Below are 19,420 nucleotides of genomic sequence, written 5' to 3' on the forward strand. Positions count from 1 at the left end.
TGATGTGATAATAATATCGAGGATGATGATTCAATGAAATCGGAGCTATTTGCTTATCTTGTTCAAAATAATAGATTGATATGTGTTGTGGTTATTCACAGGTGGTGAAGCTGATTGAGACAGTGAGCAGCAGGGGGGACTACGGTAAATCCGAATATCTGCGGGAAGTTTCAAATTCATATGCTGAAAGAGTATATGGGGCATAAAAACGGCCGATCCTGAGATCGGCCGTTTTTATTTCTTTTAAAGCAGTGACCACTATTGTGGTCAAACATACCCCATCATCTCTAATAAACGCTGGGCCTGCTGTATTGCTTCCTGGCGATGGCTGACGCCCATTTTCTGATATAAATTACGGATATGCGTTTTAATGGTGGTGGCCGCAACATCCAGTTCACCGGCAATTTGCTCATTACTGTAGCCGGAGTAAATCAACCCTAATACCTGCCATTCACGCTGAGTTAATGGGCTGGTGCGGATTAATTCCGGTACCTGCGGGTGCGTGAGCAGCTTATCGACAAACACTTCATCAAAATGGGCAAACTTATGGCGATGATGCTGATTAATATCTTTGAGGATCCGCTGGGCACGGTGTTGCTCTAATTCAGGTAACGCATTGAGCTGAATCAGTTGCCGTAGCTGCTGCGCCATAGTCTCACCTTCAATCACAAAGTGACTGATAAAGCCGGTGCGATTGGCCAATGACAGTGACTCAATTAAGGCTTTTTGAGCCTCACTTTTACGGTCAGTTTGCCCGTAAAGAATATTACTCAATAGTAGATTACGATTAAGATCGCTGGTTAAACGTAAGCGGCGCGCATTCTCATTGAGTTCATCGAGGACCACTTCCGCTTCATTATAACGACCCAGCATAATCTGGATGCGGGCAATATTACGCCATTGACCCTGCAAAAAGTGGTTATCGGCCATTCCCGGTTTTTCCGCATCGCGTAGCCAGTTGGCTGCCGCCTCTTTATCTCCGGTCATCTGCCAGTGAATAATTCGCGGTTTATCCGCATTGGTTTTCCAGTCAAGATGATACTGACTATCGTATTGCAGCTCCTCGCAACGCTGAATATACATATTGGCATTATCCAGATCCCCGCGAGCCAGCGAACATTTTGCCAGCATCGCCAGGCACTGTAACTGCTGGCGTGGAGGGTAGTTAACCAGAATTTCAATACCCTTACGCGCTGCTTCTTCAGCTTCATCCAGCCTTGACCATGACCAGAGCACCTGAGAGCGAATGCGCAGCAAGAATTCATGCATCGGCAACTGTTCAAGATGCTGTTCATGAATTAATTCAAAGGCTTTATCCTGAGTTTCATAAGCGGCTTGCAGATACCCTTGTGCAATCAGAATCTCACTCTGCTGTAATAACGCCCATAAAGCATAGTGATAGACTTCGTGGCGGCGCGCCATTTGCTCGGTTTGCTGCATCATCGGCAGGGCGCGACTCAGTTCCCCTTTGCAATGGTGAACTTCTCCGGTAACTGACGTTGCGACTATGCGGCTATAGAAATTATCAAGCGGCAGTATTTTAAGGGCCTCTGCTGCCAGGTGCTCTGCTTCATCCGGTTTCCCGGCATTAATAGCTACCTGAGCGCGCAGCGCATTAAATTCGGCCTGCATAATCTCATCGACAGGAATTTTTCGGTCTTGCATCGCTGACTCTGCGTGTTCAAGCAGAGTATTCACTTCACCGTAACGATGCTGGCTTTGCGCGAGCCAGGCTTGTAATAATGCCAGTTCAGAGTTTTGTACCAATAAAGAATAGGGCAGAGCGTTCAGGCATTGTTCCAGCAGCGTCAGTTCACTGTGGTTAAACAGCGTCCAGGCATGTTGCAGCAAAATATCACGCAACATAGCGACATCACCTGATGCCAGCGCATGGTGAATCGCCTCTGCGGGAAAGCCCAACGCCATCCACCCTTCAGCGGCTGTACGGTGTAATTCTGGAAGTTCAAGCGCCAATTCCCACTGGCAACGCTGGCGTAAGAAAGCGGCAAACAGCGGGTGGAAACAGAACCATTCCCCGCTGTCATCCATACGATGAATAAATAAACCCTGCCGTTCCAGATCCTCCAGCCGCTGCTGACCATTATCCTCACCGGTCAAACGAACAATCAGTGCATCATTCATGGAGCGGAGCACTGAGCAACGCAGCAGGAAGGTGCGAGACTCTCTATCGACCAGATCCAGTACTTCATCGACTAAGTAATCTGATAAATGGCTGGCATTCAGCCCGGCCAGACGTTTAGCCGATTTTTGTGCCGAAGAGTTGGGCTGTTGCGAGGACAAGGCTATCAATTGCAATGCGGTTGCCCAGCCTTCCACTTCGTCACAGAACCGGCTGCTATCACCTTGTTCCAGTGGCACCGATAAACGGTGATCGAAGAATTGCTGGGCTTCCTGGTGATTAAAGGCCAATTGCTGCATGCCTAACTCACGCAACTGATCGCGTACTCGCAGGTTAGCAATCCCCAGAGGTGGTAATGTACGGGAGAGTATCACTAAGGCTAAATTTTCTGGCTGATGGCGCAGGAAAAACCGCATAGCCTCATGAATCGCATCATTGGTTATCAGATGGTAGTCATCGATAACCAGATAGAGCTGGCCCTGCCAGTCGGACAGTTCAATAAATAATTGCGAAAATAACGCAGAAAGACTGGCGTACTGATGCTTCTGGCTCAGGGCTTCACTTTTACTACAATGACCGCCAGTCGCTGCCTGAACGGCCGCAATCAGATAGCTGGCAAATCGTTCAGGTTGATTGTCACTTTCATCCAGAGAATACCAGCCAAGATCTGACTTATCAGCGGCCCACTGGGCTATCAGGGTCGTTTTACCGTAGCCGGCAGGACAATTTATTAATGTCAGACGGTAATCACCGACATCAGATAGCTGAGCCAGTAAGCGGTCACGTATTACGGTATTTTGCAGCCGTACTGGACGGCTCAGTTTTGATGGGATCAGCATGCTGTGTCCGGTTTGAAATAGATCCGGTGAAAGGGAGGCCTGATTCTTATCATGTCATTGGTAGTGAAATGCTACAGCCACTCATGAGAGTCATTATTCTTATGACTAATTAACACTGCTGAGAGCGAATGACAACTATATTAATGTAATGCAGATGCTGTTTCCTATGGCTGTTGTCTGCGTCAGATCACAGTTTTAGCTACGCCCTGCGACTCATCCCCAGCTAAGCCTTTGTCGGGATGATGTTGTTATCAGCGTTCATTGGCAGGATGAATATAAGATTATCCCACTCACAGATTAGAGACCTCCTATGTCACAGCCTATGCTAAAAAAGGACGATTTCCTGGCCGCGCTGACCCGTCAATGGCAGCGTTTTGGTTTAACCTCTGCTCAGCAAATGAATCAGCATCAATGGTGGGAGGCTGTTAGTGCGGCACTGGCCGAACAGCTGGCTGCGCAACCGGCACCCAGTAAAATTAAGCCAGTACAACGCCATGTAAACTACATTTCTATGGAGTTTTTAATTGGCCGTTTGACTGCCAATAACCTGATTAACCTCGGATGGTACGATCAGGTTGAAAAATTACTGGCCGAGCAGCAGATCAACTTAAGTGATTTGCTGGAGCAGGAAACCGACCCGGCATTAGGTAATGGTGGCTTAGGGCGCCTGGCCGCTTGTTTCCTGGATTCAATGGCAACCGTTGAACAACCCGCTACCGGTTACGGCTTAAATTACCAGTACGGTCTGTTCCGTCAGTCTTTCAGTGAATGTAAACAACAGGAAGCGCCGGATAACTGGCATCGTGAAAGCTACCCGTGGTTCCAGCACAATGCTGCTCTGGCAGTCGACGTCGGTTTTGGTGGCAAACTGGAAAAACAGGCCGATGGTCGCCAGTTGTGGCGTCCGGACTTTAGTATTCGCGGTGAAGCATGGGATTTACCGGTACTCGGTTATCGCAATGGTGTGACCCAGCCGTTACGTTTATGGCAGGCAACGCATCAGCACCCGTTTGATTTAACTAAGTTTAATGACGGGAAATTCCTGCTTGCGGAACAACAGGGCGTAGAAGCTGAAAAACTGACCAAAGTTTTATACCCAAATGATAACCATCTGGCCGGTAAGCGCTTGCGTCTGATGCAGCAATATTTCCAGTGTGCCTGCTCTGTCGCCGATATCTTACGCAAACACCACCAGGCTGGGCGTAAATTAGCCGAATTACCGGACTATGAAGTTATTCAACTGAATGATACTCACCCGACCATCGCGATTCCTGAAATGCTGCGCGTATTGCTGGACGAGCACCAGTTAGACTGGGATGCGGCCTGGGCGATTACCAGTAAAACCTTCGCCTATACCAACCATACTCTGATGCCTGAAGCGCTTGAGTGCTGGGACGAAAAACTTGTTAAAAGCCTGCTGCCACGACATTTTGCCATTATTAAGCAGATCAACGCTCAGTTTAAGAAACTGGTCGACAAACAGTGGCCTGGGGATGACAAGGTGTGGGCCAAACTGGCAGTACACCATGACAAGCAAGTCAGAATGGCAAATTTATGTGTCGTCAGCGGTTTTGCTGTTAATGGCGTGGCGCAGCTGCATTCCGATTTGGTGATCAAAGATTTATTCCCTGAATACTATCAATTATGGCCAAATAAATTCCATAACGTGACCAATGGTATTACCCCGCGTCGCTGGCTGAAGCAGTGTAACCCTGCACTTTCTACCCTGATCGATGATTCACTCAAAGTAGAGTGGGCGAATGATTTAGAGGCATTAGCAGGCCTTGAGTCTTTCGTTGCTGATAAAGCTTTCGCTCAGCGTTATCAGCAAATCAAACATGACAACAAAGTTAAGCTGGCTGAATATGTTAAGCAGGTAATGGGAATCACCATTAACCCGAATGCTATCTTCGATGTGCAGATCAAACGCTTACATGAATACAAACGTCAGCATTTGAATCTGTTGCATATCCTTTCGTTGTACCGTCAGATTCGTGATAACCCGAACATTGACATGGTTCCGCGTGTTTTCCTGTTTGGGGCAAAAGCGGCACCAGGCTATTATTTAGCCAAGAACATTATTTATGCAATTAATCAGGCCGCTGAGAAGATCAACAACGATCCTGTGGTTAAAGACAGACTGAAAGTGGTCTTCATTCCTGATTATCGCGTTTCGGTTGCTGAACTGATGATCCCTGCCGCTGATGTCTCTGAGCAAATTTCAACTGCCGGTAAAGAAGCTTCGGGTACCGGGAATATGAAGATGGCGCTGAATGGGGCGTTAACTGTCGGTACGCTGGATGGGGCTAACGTCGAAATTGCTGAACAAGTGGGTGATGAGAATATCTTTATTTTCGGCAACACCGTTGAGCAAGTAAAAGAAATTCTGGCTAAAGGCTATCAGCCGAAAAAATATCTGAAAAATGATGCTCACCTGAAAAGTATTCTCGACGAACTGGCCAGCGGCGCATTCAGCAACGGTGATAAACATGCCTTTGATATGATGCTACATAGCTTACTGGAAGGGGGCGACCCGTATCTGGTATTAGCTGATTTTGCTTCATATTGTGACGCTCAGAAGCAAATCGATACCCTGTATCGTGATAAAGATGAATGGACCCGCCGTACGATTCTCAATACTGCTCGGGTAGGCGTATTCAGTTCTGACCGCTCAATTCGCGATTATCAGAAGCGAATCTGGCAAGCAAAACGTTAAGGAGAGGGCAGCATGGGTCGTCAATCTCTCGATCAAGCAGCAACCCTGGCAGGAATATCTGCCAGTTATATTAATGCGCATGGTAAGCAGCAAGATATTTCCTCGGAAACTAAGCTGCAATTACTGGCGGCTATGGGAGGGATTGAGACATTCCATGAACCTCAGACCGAACAAGCGCCATTACCCAACGTGAAAGTTTTCACTTTTGGTAGTCCGATACAGTTACCTGTCGCAGGTTCTGGCGATTATCAATGGCAATTACAAACTGAAAAGGGTGAGCTATTTGTGGGGCGAACCAGTGCTCAAAAAACGCTGACCCTTGAGGTGTCTTTGCCGCAGGGCTACCACCGTTTTATTCTCGAGCAAGGCTTAAAGCAGTGGCAGTGCTCGGTGATAGTCGCCCCAAAACGTTGTTATGAACCCGATGCTTTACTGACCGGGAAAAAACTCTGGGGCGCTTGTGTGCAGCTATATACCCTGCGCTCTGAACATAACTGGGGTATTGGTGATTTTGGTGATTTAAACCAGATGCTGGAGCAGGTTGAAGAGCGCGGTGGAGCCTTTATCGGTTTGAACCCGATTCATGCGTTGTATCCTGCAAATCCACAAAGTATCAGTCCTTATAGTCCTTCATCCAGACGCTGGCTGAATGTGATTTATATCGACGTCAATGGCGTGGATGAGTTTCAGCACAGTGAAGCCGCCCAGGCCTGGTGGAATCAGCCGGAAACGCAAGCTGCGCTTGCCAGCGCCCGGGCTAACGAGTGGGTTGATTATCCGCAAGTTATGAGGCTTAAATTAACCGCATTGCGTCTGGCATTTCCCTTATTTTCTGCCCGCAAGGTAGAAGACTGTCGGGTTAAAGCATTTCATAAATTCGTTGAGCAAGGCGGTAGTAGTCTGCATCAACAAGCTACATTTGATGCGCTTCATGCTCATCTAAGTGAACATGATCCTATGATGTGGGGCTGGCCAGTATGGCCGGAAAAATATCGTGATGGTCATAGCCATGCGGTAGCGGAGTTCTGCCGTGAGCATGCAGGGGAAGTCAATTTCTACCTGTGGCTACAGTGGCTGGCGGCGAGCCAGTTTGATGATTGTTTCCGTACCTGCCAGTCACGCAGCATGCCGGTTGGTTTATATCGTGACTTGGCCGTCGGTGTGGCAGAAGGCGGGGCTGAAACCTGGTGCGATCGCGAGCTATATTGTCTTAAAGCTTCCGTTGGTGCACCCCCTGATATCTTAGGGCCGTTGGGTCAGAACTGGGGATTACCGCCAATGGATCCGCATGTTATGGAGGCGCGTGCTTATCAGCCTTTTATTGATTTGCTACGTGCCAATATGACCAGCTGTGGCGCATTACGTATTGACCATGTGATGGCCTTACTGCGTCTCTGGTGGATACCTTACGGGCAGACCGCAGATAAAGGTGCCTATGTAAAATATCCGGTGGATGACTTGCTGGCGATACTGGCTCTGGAAAGTCAGCGTCATCGTTGCATGGTGATTGGCGAGGACTTAGGGATTGTACCGGCAGAGATTATTGGCAAACTGCGTGATAGCGGGGTGTATTCCTACAAAGTGCTCTATTTTGAGCACGACAGTGAGAATCAGTTCCGTGCGCCACAATCTTACACGGTGCAAGCCATGGCAACCATCACCACCCATGACTTACCCACATTGCGTGGTTACTGGCAAAGTGATGATTTGACTCTGGGAAATCAGCTGGGGTTATATCCTGACCAGGAGATACTGGCTCAGCTTTATCTGGATCGGGAGCAATCGAAGCAAGGTTTGCTGGATGGACTGCATCAGTATGATTGTGTTCCCAAAGATGTCGGTCTTAAGGCTTCATTACTGCCAATGAGCCCGGAGCTGAACCACGGGTTGCAGCATTATATTGCTGACAGTGCCAGTGCATTATTAGGGCTGCAGCCTGAAGACTGGCTGGATATGGCGGCACCGGTAAATATTCCGGGAACCACTGATGAATATCCAAACTGGCGACGTAAACTGACAGCCAGCCTTGAAGAGATGTTTGCTGATCAGCAAGTTAATCGTTTATTACAAGATATTGATAAGCGACGTAAGCAGACCTCAGCAGGTTAATTTGTGACGTTTTTAACTCATAAACTCAGGTCTTCAGCAGGCCTGAGTTTTTCATTTAGACAAAAGATTTTCCAGTTTCCATAAAACCTCCTTACCTGTTGGTTTTCTTAATGTTATTTTAGATAAATAGCATTCAATCCGGGCCAGAAGGTTTTCACATGTCTCTCAGCCATTTACTTGCGCAGGCTCGACCAGCGGTTGAGCAATTAAGTCTGGATGCACTCGCTTCACCTTTTCCCCATTACGTTATCTTTTTTAGTGTGAGTACCGGACAGGAGCGAGCCTGTACTGAGCAAGTGTGCGGCGACACGCTGGATGAAGTCTGGCTTACCGCTGGCAAATCCCTTCAGCGCTGGTGTGAGCAAGAAACAAAAGAGCCCTGCTGGCTGCGTGTCGATGCCGTCAGCAATATCGAAGCATTACGCTGGGAAAATCTGCAAAAGAAACTGCGTGCCACTAAGCGTAATTATTTTCGTTTTGGACTGAGTTTTAACCCCACTTTCGAATACGCTCTGCTTGAACAAGAAATAGCGGCTCATGCGCTCCTGTATGTGGGGACTGAAGGGGTCGCGACGCCCAATACCAAAAATCTGGCTAACTATTCCCGCCAGCGTTTTGGTATTGAATTACAGTGGCCTGAAAACCCTGAACAGCTTATCTGGCGTTTTTCCACCCGTAGCGTATTTAGTGACGGCCAGCAAACCTGGCCGATTGAGTCTCATGGCCGACATTCTGGCTATCGAAAGTTAGACGCCTGGCATGATGAACTTGAACCGATGATCTATTCGGCAAGTGACTATCTTGCTCGCCAGATAAAAAGCTCAGGTCTCTACCATTACGGATGGTTTCCCTGTTTTGACCGGGCTATCCCAACCTACAATACTTTACGCCACGCCAGCTCAACCTATTCGCTGCTTGAAGGCTGGGAAGTCACCAGGAATAAACAACAATTCTCTGCTATCGAGAGAGCCCTTCACTCCCTGTCAGAAACCCTTATTCATACTTATCAACTACCCGATGATAGTGAAGCCGATTTTTTGCATGATACGGATGATGAAATCAAGTTAGGCGGCAATGCCGTCTCCATTCTGGCGATGGTGAAGTACAGTGAACTGACAGGCAATTTACGCTATCTGGCGCAAATGGAACGCCTGGCTAACGGTATCTGTTTTATGCAGAACCGTGAAACCGGTGGCTTCAGTCATGTGTTAAATACCGGCTCTCTCTCCCTGAAAGCGGAACATCGTATTATCTATTATGATGGCGAGGCGGTATTTGCCCTGATGCGTCTTTATGGTTTAACGAAAAATCCTCGCTGGCTTGCCTGTGTTGAACGCGCGATGGATTATTTCATCGCTCAGAAACACTGGCAGGCACATGACCACTGGTTAAGCTATTGCGTAAATGAACTGACGCTGTATCGCCCTGAAGAACGTTACTACCAGTTTGGTCTGGACAACGTTCGCGGACATCTCGACTTTGTTCTGAACCGCGTGACAACCTATCCGACTTTACTGGAATTAATGATGGCGGCGCAGCGTATGATTGTGCGCTTACAGGCCGACCGCCAGCACTGCCATCTGTTAGATGATTTTAATCTTGAGCAGTTTTATCTCGCACTGGAATATCGTGCCCGCTATCTGACAAATGGTTTTTTCTGGCCTGAACTGGCCATGTTCTTTAAAAAACCTGAAAAAATTGTTGGCAGCTTTTATATCCGCCACCACAGTTACCGAGTACGCATTGATGATGTTGAGCACTACCTTTCCGGCTATATCGCCTATCGAAAATATTTACATGAACGCCCATCAGAAAATAGGTTGCCTGCTCCCAGCGGTAAACAACAGTTAGTCTTCCTGGGCGGAAACTTTCGCTATGAAGGCAATGGCATTGAAATAGCAACCATACGACGCTGCGCTCTGTTTATACGTGAGTTAGACGTCAAACCGATGGTGATTATTTCCAGCTGGAATCCTGCTTTAGCCCGTACGGTCGCGGAACTACAGCAGACAGGCAGGCTGCCCGAGACGATTGAGGCTAAAACGGTCTATGACTGGCTGCCAGAGATGCTGGAGCGCGGGGAATTGAATCCCCTGCCAGAACTTTCTTCCGGTCAGCGTATTAAAATCCGTCAGGATAATGCTAAAAAGATAAAGGCGCTGCGCTATGCAGATGAGCATGGACATGTCAGTTATGAGGATTTTATTTGTTCACGGAGCGGCCTGATTATGCTGCGACGGAGCTATCGTACAGATAAGGGAATAACATCCCTCGATAAGATCCAGCTCTCTTTTGCTGGCCAGATTCGTGACTATGCAACGGAAGGGGCGTTTGCTTCCGCTATGCTGACTCATAACCTGGATAAAACAACCACCTGGCATTTTTTGGTTGATAAGAATCTGGCCTGGCGTGATTTTGTCTGTTCACAGCCTAAAAATATCTTACATGCCACGATGAGCGCGGTTATTCACTCTACTCATCGTCTGGACAATGGTCACTATAAACAAGCCTATGGGCATCTGTTACAGGATGAAAAGTTACTCGACCGTTTACTTGTCCTGACCCGGCAGCAGCACGATGAATTAGCCCAGGAAATTCCTGGCCCGCAGCGGCTACGGACTATTCCCCATCATCTGGATAATCAGTCCACTTCTCGCAGGCCAGAGAAAGAAACATCACGTCGGGTACTTTTTATGGCGCGTTATTCACCAGAAAAACAACATCAGCTTCTGTTCAGAGCCTTTTCACGTGTAGTGGAAAAATTGCCTGACGCTGAACTTCATACCTGGGGAATGGGCGCATTAAAAGAGGATTTATCCCTGTGGGTAAAACAACAAAACCTGTCTCATAATATTTATATACACGGTTTTTCTGCCGATCTTGCTGAGATCCATCGTCAGTCTGCTTGTTCTGTTTTATGTTCTCATCATGAAGGTTTTTCTCTTTTTGCTCTGGAGTCATTCGGTTATGGTACTCCGCTGGTGAGTTTTGATATTAAGTATGGCCCGCGTGATTTGTTAAAAGATTCGGGAGCCGGTTTGCTGGTGGAAAATAATGATGAACAGGCGCTCGCTGATGCACTCATCAGCCTATTAACCGATCCCGATAAGCTTAAGATAATGCAGGAAAATGCTTTCCGTCATGCAAGCCGTTATTCTGAACAGTCAGTTGCACAGCTCTGGCAGGCGTGGTGGCAGGACGTACGGTTACTGCATCAGGAACGACACGAGGAAATCCCTCGCAAAATATTCAGTGAATGATCACTGAATGATTACTCCGGGGGGCGCAAAATTGACTCAATATGATACTGCACGCCAATGGGACTTTCGACGCGCGTGAAATCCCGACCCGATAAGCGCGTATTCTGGCAACGCTGGCTGACCTTTGGCCTCGCGCTATTACTTGCGTGGTCCCCCAAGCCCGGTATCGGCTGGGATTTTAACACCATTAATATTCAAAGTTTGCAGCTGTATGGCCCTATGTCACCAGAGGCACAGCGTCGTATTAATGAGTGGACTGCATTATTTAATGAACCCCATCAGGGGGATATTAAAAAGACCTTAAACCGGGTAAATCACTTTTTTAATTCTCGCATGGATTTTCGCGACGATATTATAGTCTGGGGTCAGCAGGATTACTGGGCAACACCGATTGAGTTTTTACGTAAAGGCGCAGGAGACTGTGAGGATTATGCGCTGGCGAAATATTTTACCTTACGTGAGTTAGGTATTCCTGCCAGCCAGTTACGTATTACTTACGTTAAAGCTTTACAATTAAATCAAGCGCATATGGTAGTTGCCTGGTACGCGACTCCTGATGCAGTTCCGTTGATTCTGGATAATTTAAATACAAAAATATTACCTGCAACCCAAAGAAATGATTTGCTCCCGGTATATTCTTTTAATGAGCAGGGACTCTGGATCCCACAGGCCGGAAAAAATAAACAGGTTGGCGACAGTAAAAAAATCTCTCGCTGGCAGGATCTTCTCACCAAGATGCGTGCAGAAGGATTTGAGATTAATGAATAGGAAGTCGCTATGTCACTTTATAAACAGCTACTAATTGGTATTTGTTTGTTTGCGCTAGCTATTTTTTGCGGCAGTTTCTATGTCACGGTAGAGAATTCACGCGTTCAGTTTCATAACCAGTTGAATGCGCACGCCCAGGATACGGCAACCGCTCTGGGACTTTCTCTTACCACTAATATAGATGATCCGGTTATGACGGAACTCATGGTTAACTCTATCTTTGATAGCGGCTACTTTTCCCGTATCGAAGTGATTGATATTAATACCGGTAAGCCGTTAATCGAACGCCATAATACGCCGCAAAGTAGCGATGTTCCTGACTGGTTTATCCGTCTGGTTCGCCTCGATCCTGGCATGGGCGAGGCGGTTGTGATGCGCGGCTGGACGCAGGTTGCACGTGTCGAGGTGATGAGCCACCCGATATTTATGCTTACACGTTTATGGGAAAGTGTTGTAGCGAGTTTTCTGATGCTGAGTGCCTGCAGCATTATCTGTGTTCTGGCTGCTAGATTTATGTTACGTCGCTGTTTGCGACCATTAAATTATATCGTAAAGCAGGCGATGGCTATCAGCCAGCGCGAATTTATCTTTCTCCCTATATTCCCTAAAACGCCAGAGTTACGTCGTGTGGTGGATGCCACTAATATGATGGTGACTCAGTTGAAAGCCCTGTTTAGCGAACAGGCGGTACGTACAGAAATATTACGCCAGGAAGCTTATAACGATAGCCTGACGGGGTTAAACAACCGACGTGCCTTTGATATTCATCTTCAGTCTCGTTTAAGTGATGAAGAGCAGACTTCAGGCCATCTTATTTTATTACGTGTTCAGGATCTTACCGGGCTTAATCAGCGAATTGGCGGTGGGAAAACTGACGCATTATTAATTGCGATCGCCGATATCCTGAATGATTTGCAACAGGAGTTTTTCCATAATGAAGGCTTTCTTGCCCGTGTTCGCGGGGGCGAGTTTGCCATTATTACCTCATCCGTTCTGCCGCAAGAGATGGAAGGTCTGGTAGCCAGACTGACTCATCAGCTTAAAATACTTCATGAAACGGGCATGGGGGATATCACACCTCTGGCGCATATCGCTCAAGTTATTTTTAATACTGGCGATACTCCAAATGTAGTTTTATTCAAGGCAGATCAGGCTCTGGCTATGGCGCAAACAGAGATGAGCTTTTTTGCCAGTAGCCAGATATCGCAGAAAGTGGAAAACGACGACGATCTTTATCGCTGGCGTAATCGTCTGGAAAGTACCCTGGAGAATAATGGATTCCAGCTCTTTTCCCAGCCGGTGTATCAATGCAACGATAATAAAGTCATTTTGCATCATAAAATTCTCGCCAGGATAAAAACCGAAGAGGGGGAGATGATTCCAGCGGGGCGCTTTATGCCGTGGATCCATCGTCTGGCTCTTAGCCGTCGCATGGATATTGTGATGCTTAAGCAAACCCTTCTGGCAATGGAAAAGAATACCCAGCCTATGGCTTTAAGTATCAGTGGTGAAAGTGTTGCTGATGAAGCGAGTATTGATGCCTTATTGAAACCACTAAAAAATGTCAGTCACCTGGCAAGCAGGCTGACCCTGGAGCTGGACGAAAACGAGTTACCCGATCCGGATCATGTCAGTATTCTGGTAAAAAAATTAAAAGTATCAGGCTGCCATTTAGGGATACAGCACTTTGGTGGCCGCTTCCATTTGATTGGTAACTTGCCGCAGTGGGGTCTGGCATGGATCAAAGTCGATGGTGGGTATATTAGAAATATCGATAAAGAAGAAGATAAAAAGCTCTTCATAGAGGCGATTTACTGGGCGACTCGCCAGGTGAATTTGCCCCTCATAGCCGAGCGTGTTGAAACAGAAGGCGAGTTAGCCGTGCTAGAAAAAATGGGACTCTATGGTGCCATGGGGCGTTATTTTAGCGATGCCAGCACTCTCACTAAATAATTTGAAGGAGAATAATCATGCTTTTTATTGAACGTGATAGCGATGGCAAAATTGTACGTGTCGAACATCTCGCATTTCCAGAGGCGACCGAAAAGCATGAAGAGGTCACGCCGGAAATCACCGAATGGCTGAAGGTCAATACGCTTCGTGCGGCAACACTTCTGCTGTTACAACAAAGTGACACAGAGATGGTTCGTGTCCTGGAGGATCTTATTGAAGTGCTGATGAGTAAGGGAATCATCAGTATTACTGATTTACCTCTGGCAGCTCAAAATAAGCTTCTCAATAGGGCTGAAGCTCGGCGCACTCTTGGGGGCCTGGAAGGTTTGATAGATGATGATGGTGATAGATTAATCTAGTATCAGCCATTATTTATGTGTCTGGAATATGGCGAGTATTCAGATAAGAGGGTCAGGTTTATAGCTGAATAAAACCTACTTTTTATCTTCCAGGTAATACTGTTGTATTTATATGGAGTGACGATACAGATCTCCGCTAATTGATAATTATCTGAAATAAGAGACTATTTTTTTTATTAATGCTGTATTTATTACTAGCACGAAATTTTTTTGAAATGTAAAATAAGGAAAATTCTTATTTTCATGTTTGAAACTATAAGTAATTCATTTAGTTATACTAAAAATGTAGAACGAAAATAATTCGAGTTATTTGTAGGCATTGAGTTCAGATTAGCGATGAAGTGTGACGTATATATCGTTATTGAACTGTTAGATAATTATTCGGTTTACTTATCAAATTCTACACACTCCGGCCATCAGGGCATTATTCATCTTCCTGTCGTCATAGCTTGGGTTAATCGCATCAAATAAACAGGGAACAACTAATCCCATGGCCGTGTCGAGCAAAGTTTCAGGGGAAGTATCATGAGTGCCGTAGCTGGAATAATAAAAGTCGTCATCGGGCAAGTTTTTGCGATTGCACCTGATGGAAGCCGGCGTTTATTGATAGAGGGAGACCGCATTTTTACCGGAGAACAGATAATCACCGGTGCAGATGGAGCGGTCTCAATCACTTTGCCTGATGGTAAAACTTTCGACTTGGGTCGGGATCTTCAGTGGGATGGTGCCAGAATATCGCCTGCAATACCGACTAATCTGGATCAAACCGATATTGCTGCACTGCAGCAAGCCATTGCGGACGGTCAGGATCCAACACAAATCCTTGAAGCAACTGCTGCTGGCCCACAACCTACCGGGCAACCCGGTGCTGGCACTGGTGGTGCACATACCCATGTTATCCTTGATTTAACCGGTGAAATCATCGATCCCGCGGCGGGCTACCCGACAATTGGCCTGGATTTCCCTGATAGTGAACAGCAAGAAGAGTTAACCCTGTTAGACGACTCGGATTCCGACAGTGATTCGGACTCTGATAGTGACTCGGATTCTGACAGCGATTCCGACTCAGATAGCGACTCGGATTCTGACAGCGATTCCGACTCAGACAGCGACTCCGACTCCGACAGTGATTCCGATTCGGATAGCGACTCAGATTCCGATAGTGATTCAGACTCCGACAGCGACTCTGATTCAGATAGCGATTCTGACTCCGATAGTGACTCCGATTCAGATAGCGACTCGGACTCGGACAGTGATTCCGATTCCGACAGTGACTCGGATTCTGACAGCGACTCGGACTCTGATAGTGATTCGGACTCAGACAGCGACTCCGATTCAGACAGCGATTCGGACTCTGATAGTGATTCGGACTCTGATAGTGACTCGGACTCTGATAGTGATTCGGACTCAGACAGCGACTCCGATTCAGACAGCGATTCGGACTCTGATAGTGACTCGGACTCTGATAGCGACTCCGACTCCGACAGCGATTCTGATTCCGACAGTGACTCAGATTCTGATAGTGACTCGGACTCTGACAGTGACTCCGATTCAGACAGCGACTCGGATTCTGACAGCGATTCTGACTCAGATAGTGACTCGGACTCTGACAGTGACTCCGATTCAGACAGCGACTCGGATTCTGATAGTGATTCCGACTCAGACAGTGACTCGGATTCCGATAGCGACTCAGATTCAGACAGTGACTCTGATTCCGACAGTGACTCGGATTCTGACAGCGATTCTGACTCAGATAGTGACTCGGACTCTGACAGTGACTCCGATTCAGACAGCGACTCGGATTCTGATAGTGATTCCGATTCCGACAGTGACTCGGACTCTGATAGCGACTCAGACTCAGACAGTGATTCCGATTCTGACAGTGACTCGGACTCCGACAGTGATTCCGACTCCGATTCGGATAGCGATTCGGACTCTGACAGCGATTCGGATTCTGACAGCGATTCCGACTCTGACAGTGACTCAGATTCTGACAGCGATTCCGACTCGGACAGTGATTCGGATTCCGACAGTGATTCCGATTCCGACAGCGATTCAGATTCAGACAGTGATTCGGACTCCGACAGCGACTCAGACTCTGACAGCGATTCAGATTCCGATAGCGACTCCGATTCAGACAGCGACTCCGACTCTGACAGCGATTCGGATTCAGATAGTGACTCAGATTCTGACAGCGATTCGGACTCCGACAGTGATTCCGATTCAGACAGCGACTCAGACTCGGACAGTGATTCGGATTCCGACAGCGACTCGGACTCAGACAGTGATTCCGACTCAGATAGCGACTCCGATTCAGACAGCGACTCGGATTCTGATAGCGATTCCGACTCCGACAGCGATTCGGATTCAGATAGTGACTCGGATTCCGACAGTGACTCAGATTCCGACAGCGATTCGGACTCAGACAGCGATTCCGATTCAGACAGCGACTCGGACTCCGATAGCGACTCTGACAGTGACTCGGATTCCGACAGCGACTCCGACTCTGACAGTGACTCCGATTCAGATAGCGATTCAGACTCTGACAGTGACTCCGACTCAGACAGCGACTCTGACTCAGACAGCGACTCTGACTCAGACAGCGACTCTGACTCAGACAGTGACTCGGATTCCGACAGTGATTCGGATTCTGACAGTGACTCGGACTCCGATAGCGATTCCGATTCAGACAGTGATTCTGACTCCGATAGCGACTCAGATTCTGACAGCGACTCAGACTCAGATAGCGATTCCGACTCAGACAGTGACTCGGACTCCGACAGTGATTCCGACTCCGATTCGGATAGCGATTCGGACTCTGACAGCGATTCTGATTCGGATAGCGATTCGGACTCTGACAGCGATTCTGATTCGGATAGCGATTCGGACTCTGACAGCGACTCGGATTCTGACAGTGATTCAGATTCCGACAGTGACTCGGACTCAGATAGCGACTCAGACTCCGACAGTGATTCCGATTCAGACAGTGACTCGGATTCAGACAGTGACTCCGATTCAGACAGCGATTCGGACTCGGACAGTGATTCAGATTCTGATAGTGACTCAGACTCAGACTCAGACTCAGACAGCGACTCGGACTCAGACAGCGATTCTGACTCCGATAGCGATTCTGACTCCGATAGCGATTCCGACTCAGACAGTGACTCAGACTCTGACAGCGATTCGGACTCAGATAGTGACTCAGATTCTGACAGCGATTCGGACTCCGACAGTGATTCCGATTCAGACAGCGACTCCGATTCTGATAGCGACTCAGATTCCGACAGTGATTCAGACTCCGACAGCGACTCGGATTCAGATAGCGATTCTGACTCAGATAGTGACTCGGACTCGGATAGCGACTCCGATTCTGACAGTGACTCCGATTCTGATAGCGACTCAGATTCCGACAGTGATTCAGACTCCGACAGCGACTCGGATTCAGACAGCGATTCCGATTCCGACAGCGACTCGGATAGCGACTCCGATTCTGACAGTGACTCCGATTCCGACAGTGACTCGGACTCAGATAGCGACAGTGATTCCGATTCAGACAGTGACTCGGATTCAGACAGTGACTCCGATTCAGACAGCGATTCGGACTCGGACAGTGATTCAGATTCTGATAGTGACTCAGACTCAGACTCAGACTCAGACAGCGACTCGGACTCAGACAGCGATTCTGACTCCGATAGCGATTCCGACTCAGACAGTGATTCCGATTCAGACAGCGACTCAGACTCTGACAGCGATTCGGACTCAGACAGCGATTCCGATTCAGACAGTGACTCGGATTCCGACAGCGACTCCGACTCTGACAGTGACTCGGACTCAGATAGTGACTCCGATTCCGACGGCGACTCGGATTCGGACAGCGATTCCGATTCAGACAGCGACTCGGACTCTGACAGTGACTCTGATTCAGACAGTGACTCGGATTCTGATAGCGATTCCGATTCCGACTCCGACTCCGACAGCGATTCGGATTCAGACAGTGACTCGGATTCAGACAGCGATTCCGACTCCGACAGCGATTCGGATTCCGACAGCGACTCCGACTCTGACAGTGACTCGGACTCAGATAGTGACTCCGATTCCGACGGCGACTCGGATTCGGACAGCGATTCCGATAGCGATTCCGATTCAGACAGCGACTCGGACTCTGACAGTGACTCGGATTCTGATAGCGATTCCGATAGCGATTCCGATTCAGACAGCGACTCGGACTCTGACAGTGACTCGGATTCTGATAGCGATTCCGATAGCGATTCCGACTCCGACAGCGATTCGGATTCCGACAGTGACTCCGATTCAGACAGCGATTCCGACTCCGACAGTGACTCCGATTCAGACAGTGACTCCGATTCTGACAGCGATTCCGACTCTGATAGTGACTCGGATTCAGACAGTGATTCGGACTCCGATAGCGACTCAGACTCTGACAGCGATTCAGATTCCGATAGCGATTCGGACTCCGACAGCGATTCAGATTCAGACAGTGATTCGGATTCAGATAGTGACTCCGATTCTGACAGCGATTCCGACTCTGATAGTGACTCGGATTCCGACAGCGATTCCGACTCTGACAGTGACTCAGATTCTGACAGCGATTCGGACTCCGACAGTGATTCCGATTCAGACAGCGACTCCGACTCGGACAGTGACTCGGATTCCGACAGCGACTCGGATTCAGATAGCGATTCTGACTCAGATAGTGACTCGGACTCTGACAGTGACTCGGATTCAGACAGCGACTCGGATTCCGATAGCGATTCGGATTCAGATAGTGACTCGGATTCCGACAGCGACTCGGATAGCGACTCCGATTCTGACAGTGACTCCGATTCTGATAGCGACTCAGATTCCGACAGTGATTCTGACTCCGACAGCGACTCGGATTCAGACAGCGACTCGGATTCCGATAGCGATTCGGACTCCGATAGTGACTCGGATTCCGATAGCGACTCAGATTCCGACAGCGACTCCGATTCTGACAGCGACTCCGATTCTGATAGTGATTCCGACGCAGACAGTGATTCGGATTCAGACAGCGACTCCGACTCGGACAGTGACTCGGATTCCGACAGCGACTCGGACTCAGACAGTGATTCCGACTCAGATAGCGACTCCGATTCAGACAGTGATTCCGACTCTGATAGTGATTCCGACTCCGACAGCGATTCCGACTCGGACAGTGACTCGGATTCCGACAGCGACTCGGACTCAGACAGTGATTCCGACTCAGATAGCGACTCCGATTCAGACAGTGATTCCGA

Annotated in this window: 7 protein-coding genes and 2 pseudogenes; 8 read left to right on the forward strand and 1 reads right to left on the reverse strand. The window is 48.1% G+C overall.

Going from position 1 to position 19,420, the window contains the following annotated elements; translation table 11 throughout:
- Positions 1-267: 267 nt before the first annotated feature.
- The gene (gene malT / locus M2387_RS24705) at positions 268-2,979 is read right to left on the reverse strand and encodes an HTH-type transcriptional regulator MalT (protein ID WP_259053332.1); all 2,712 of its coding nucleotides are present in this window, start codon (positions 2,977-2,979) and stop codon (positions 268-270) included.
- A gap of 310 nt (positions 2,980-3,289) precedes the next feature.
- Here malT and malP point away from each other — a divergent pair, with 310 nt between their 5' ends.
- The 8 genes and pseudogenes from malP to M2387_RS24740 all read left to right on the forward strand — a co-directional run.
- The gene (gene malP / locus M2387_RS24710; RefSeq protein WP_259053333.1) at positions 3,290-5,695 is read left to right on the forward strand and encodes a maltodextrin phosphorylase; all 2,406 of its coding nucleotides are present in this window, start codon (positions 3,290-3,292) and stop codon (positions 5,693-5,695) included.
- 12 nt (positions 5,696-5,707) lie between these two features.
- Positions 5,708-7,804, forward strand: coding sequence for a 4-alpha-glucanotransferase (gene malQ / locus M2387_RS24715; protein ID WP_259053335.1), 2,097 nt, complete (start codon positions 5,708-5,710; stop codon positions 7,802-7,804).
- 158 nt (positions 7,805-7,962) lie between these two features.
- Positions 7,963-11,064 carry a glycosyltransferase gene (locus M2387_RS24720; protein WP_259053337.1) on the forward strand — a complete coding sequence of 1,034 codons (3,102 nt, stop codon included), beginning with the start codon at positions 7,963-7,965 and terminating at the stop codon, positions 11,062-11,064.
- 75 nt (positions 11,065-11,139) lie between these two features.
- On the forward strand, positions 11,140-11,832 hold the full coding sequence (lapG, locus tag M2387_RS24725) for a cysteine protease LapG (protein ID WP_409040425.1): 693 nt from the start codon (positions 11,140-11,142) through the stop codon (positions 11,830-11,832).
- Positions 11,833-11,841: 9 nt separating this feature from the next.
- A complete protein-coding gene (locus tag M2387_RS24730) occupies positions 11,842-13,785 on the forward strand; it encodes a bifunctional diguanylate cyclase/phosphodiesterase (RefSeq protein ID WP_259053339.1) in 1,944 nt (647 codons plus the stop codon).
- 17 nt (positions 13,786-13,802) lie between these two features.
- The gene (locus M2387_RS24735) at positions 13,803-14,144 is read left to right on the forward strand and encodes a nucleolar protein 16 (protein ID WP_259053341.1); all 342 of its coding nucleotides are present in this window, start codon (positions 13,803-13,805) and stop codon (positions 14,142-14,144) included.
- Between the two features lie 525 nt (positions 14,145-14,669).
- Positions 14,670-15,083 (forward strand): annotated as a pseudogene (locus M2387_RS25990) (retention module-containing protein); the annotation flags it as partial.
- A gap of 79 nt (positions 15,084-15,162) precedes the next feature.
- Positions 15,163-19,420 (forward strand): annotated as a pseudogene (locus M2387_RS24740) (hypothetical protein); the annotation flags it as partial.

The organism is Klebsiella sp. BIGb0407 (assembly GCF_024807845.1).
In the GTDB taxonomy this organism is placed as follows: Bacteria; Pseudomonadota; Gammaproteobacteria; order Enterobacterales; family Enterobacteriaceae; genus JGM124.

Bases quoted from the DNA above. Each gene is read 5' to 3' on its own strand.
- M2387_RS24735 (WP_259053341.1), top strand. From the start codon at position 13,803: ATGCTTTTTATTGAACGTGATAGCGATGGCAAAATTGTACGTGTCGAA.
- M2387_RS24720 (WP_259053337.1), top strand. From the start codon at position 7,963: ATGTCTCTCAGCCATTTACTTGCGCAGGCTCGACCAGCGGTTGAGCAA.
- M2387_RS24730 (WP_259053339.1), top strand. From the start codon at position 11,842: ATGTCACTTTATAAACAGCTACTAATTGGTATTTGTTTGTTTGCGCTA.
- malQ (WP_259053335.1), top strand. From the start codon at position 5,708: ATGGGTCGTCAATCTCTCGATCAAGCAGCAACCCTGGCAGGAATATCT.
- malT (WP_259053332.1), bottom strand. From the start codon at position 2,979: ATGCTGATCCCATCAAAACTGAGCCGTCCAGTACGGCTGCAAAATACC.
- malP (WP_259053333.1), top strand. From the start codon at position 3,290: ATGTCACAGCCTATGCTAAAAAAGGACGATTTCCTGGCCGCGCTGACC.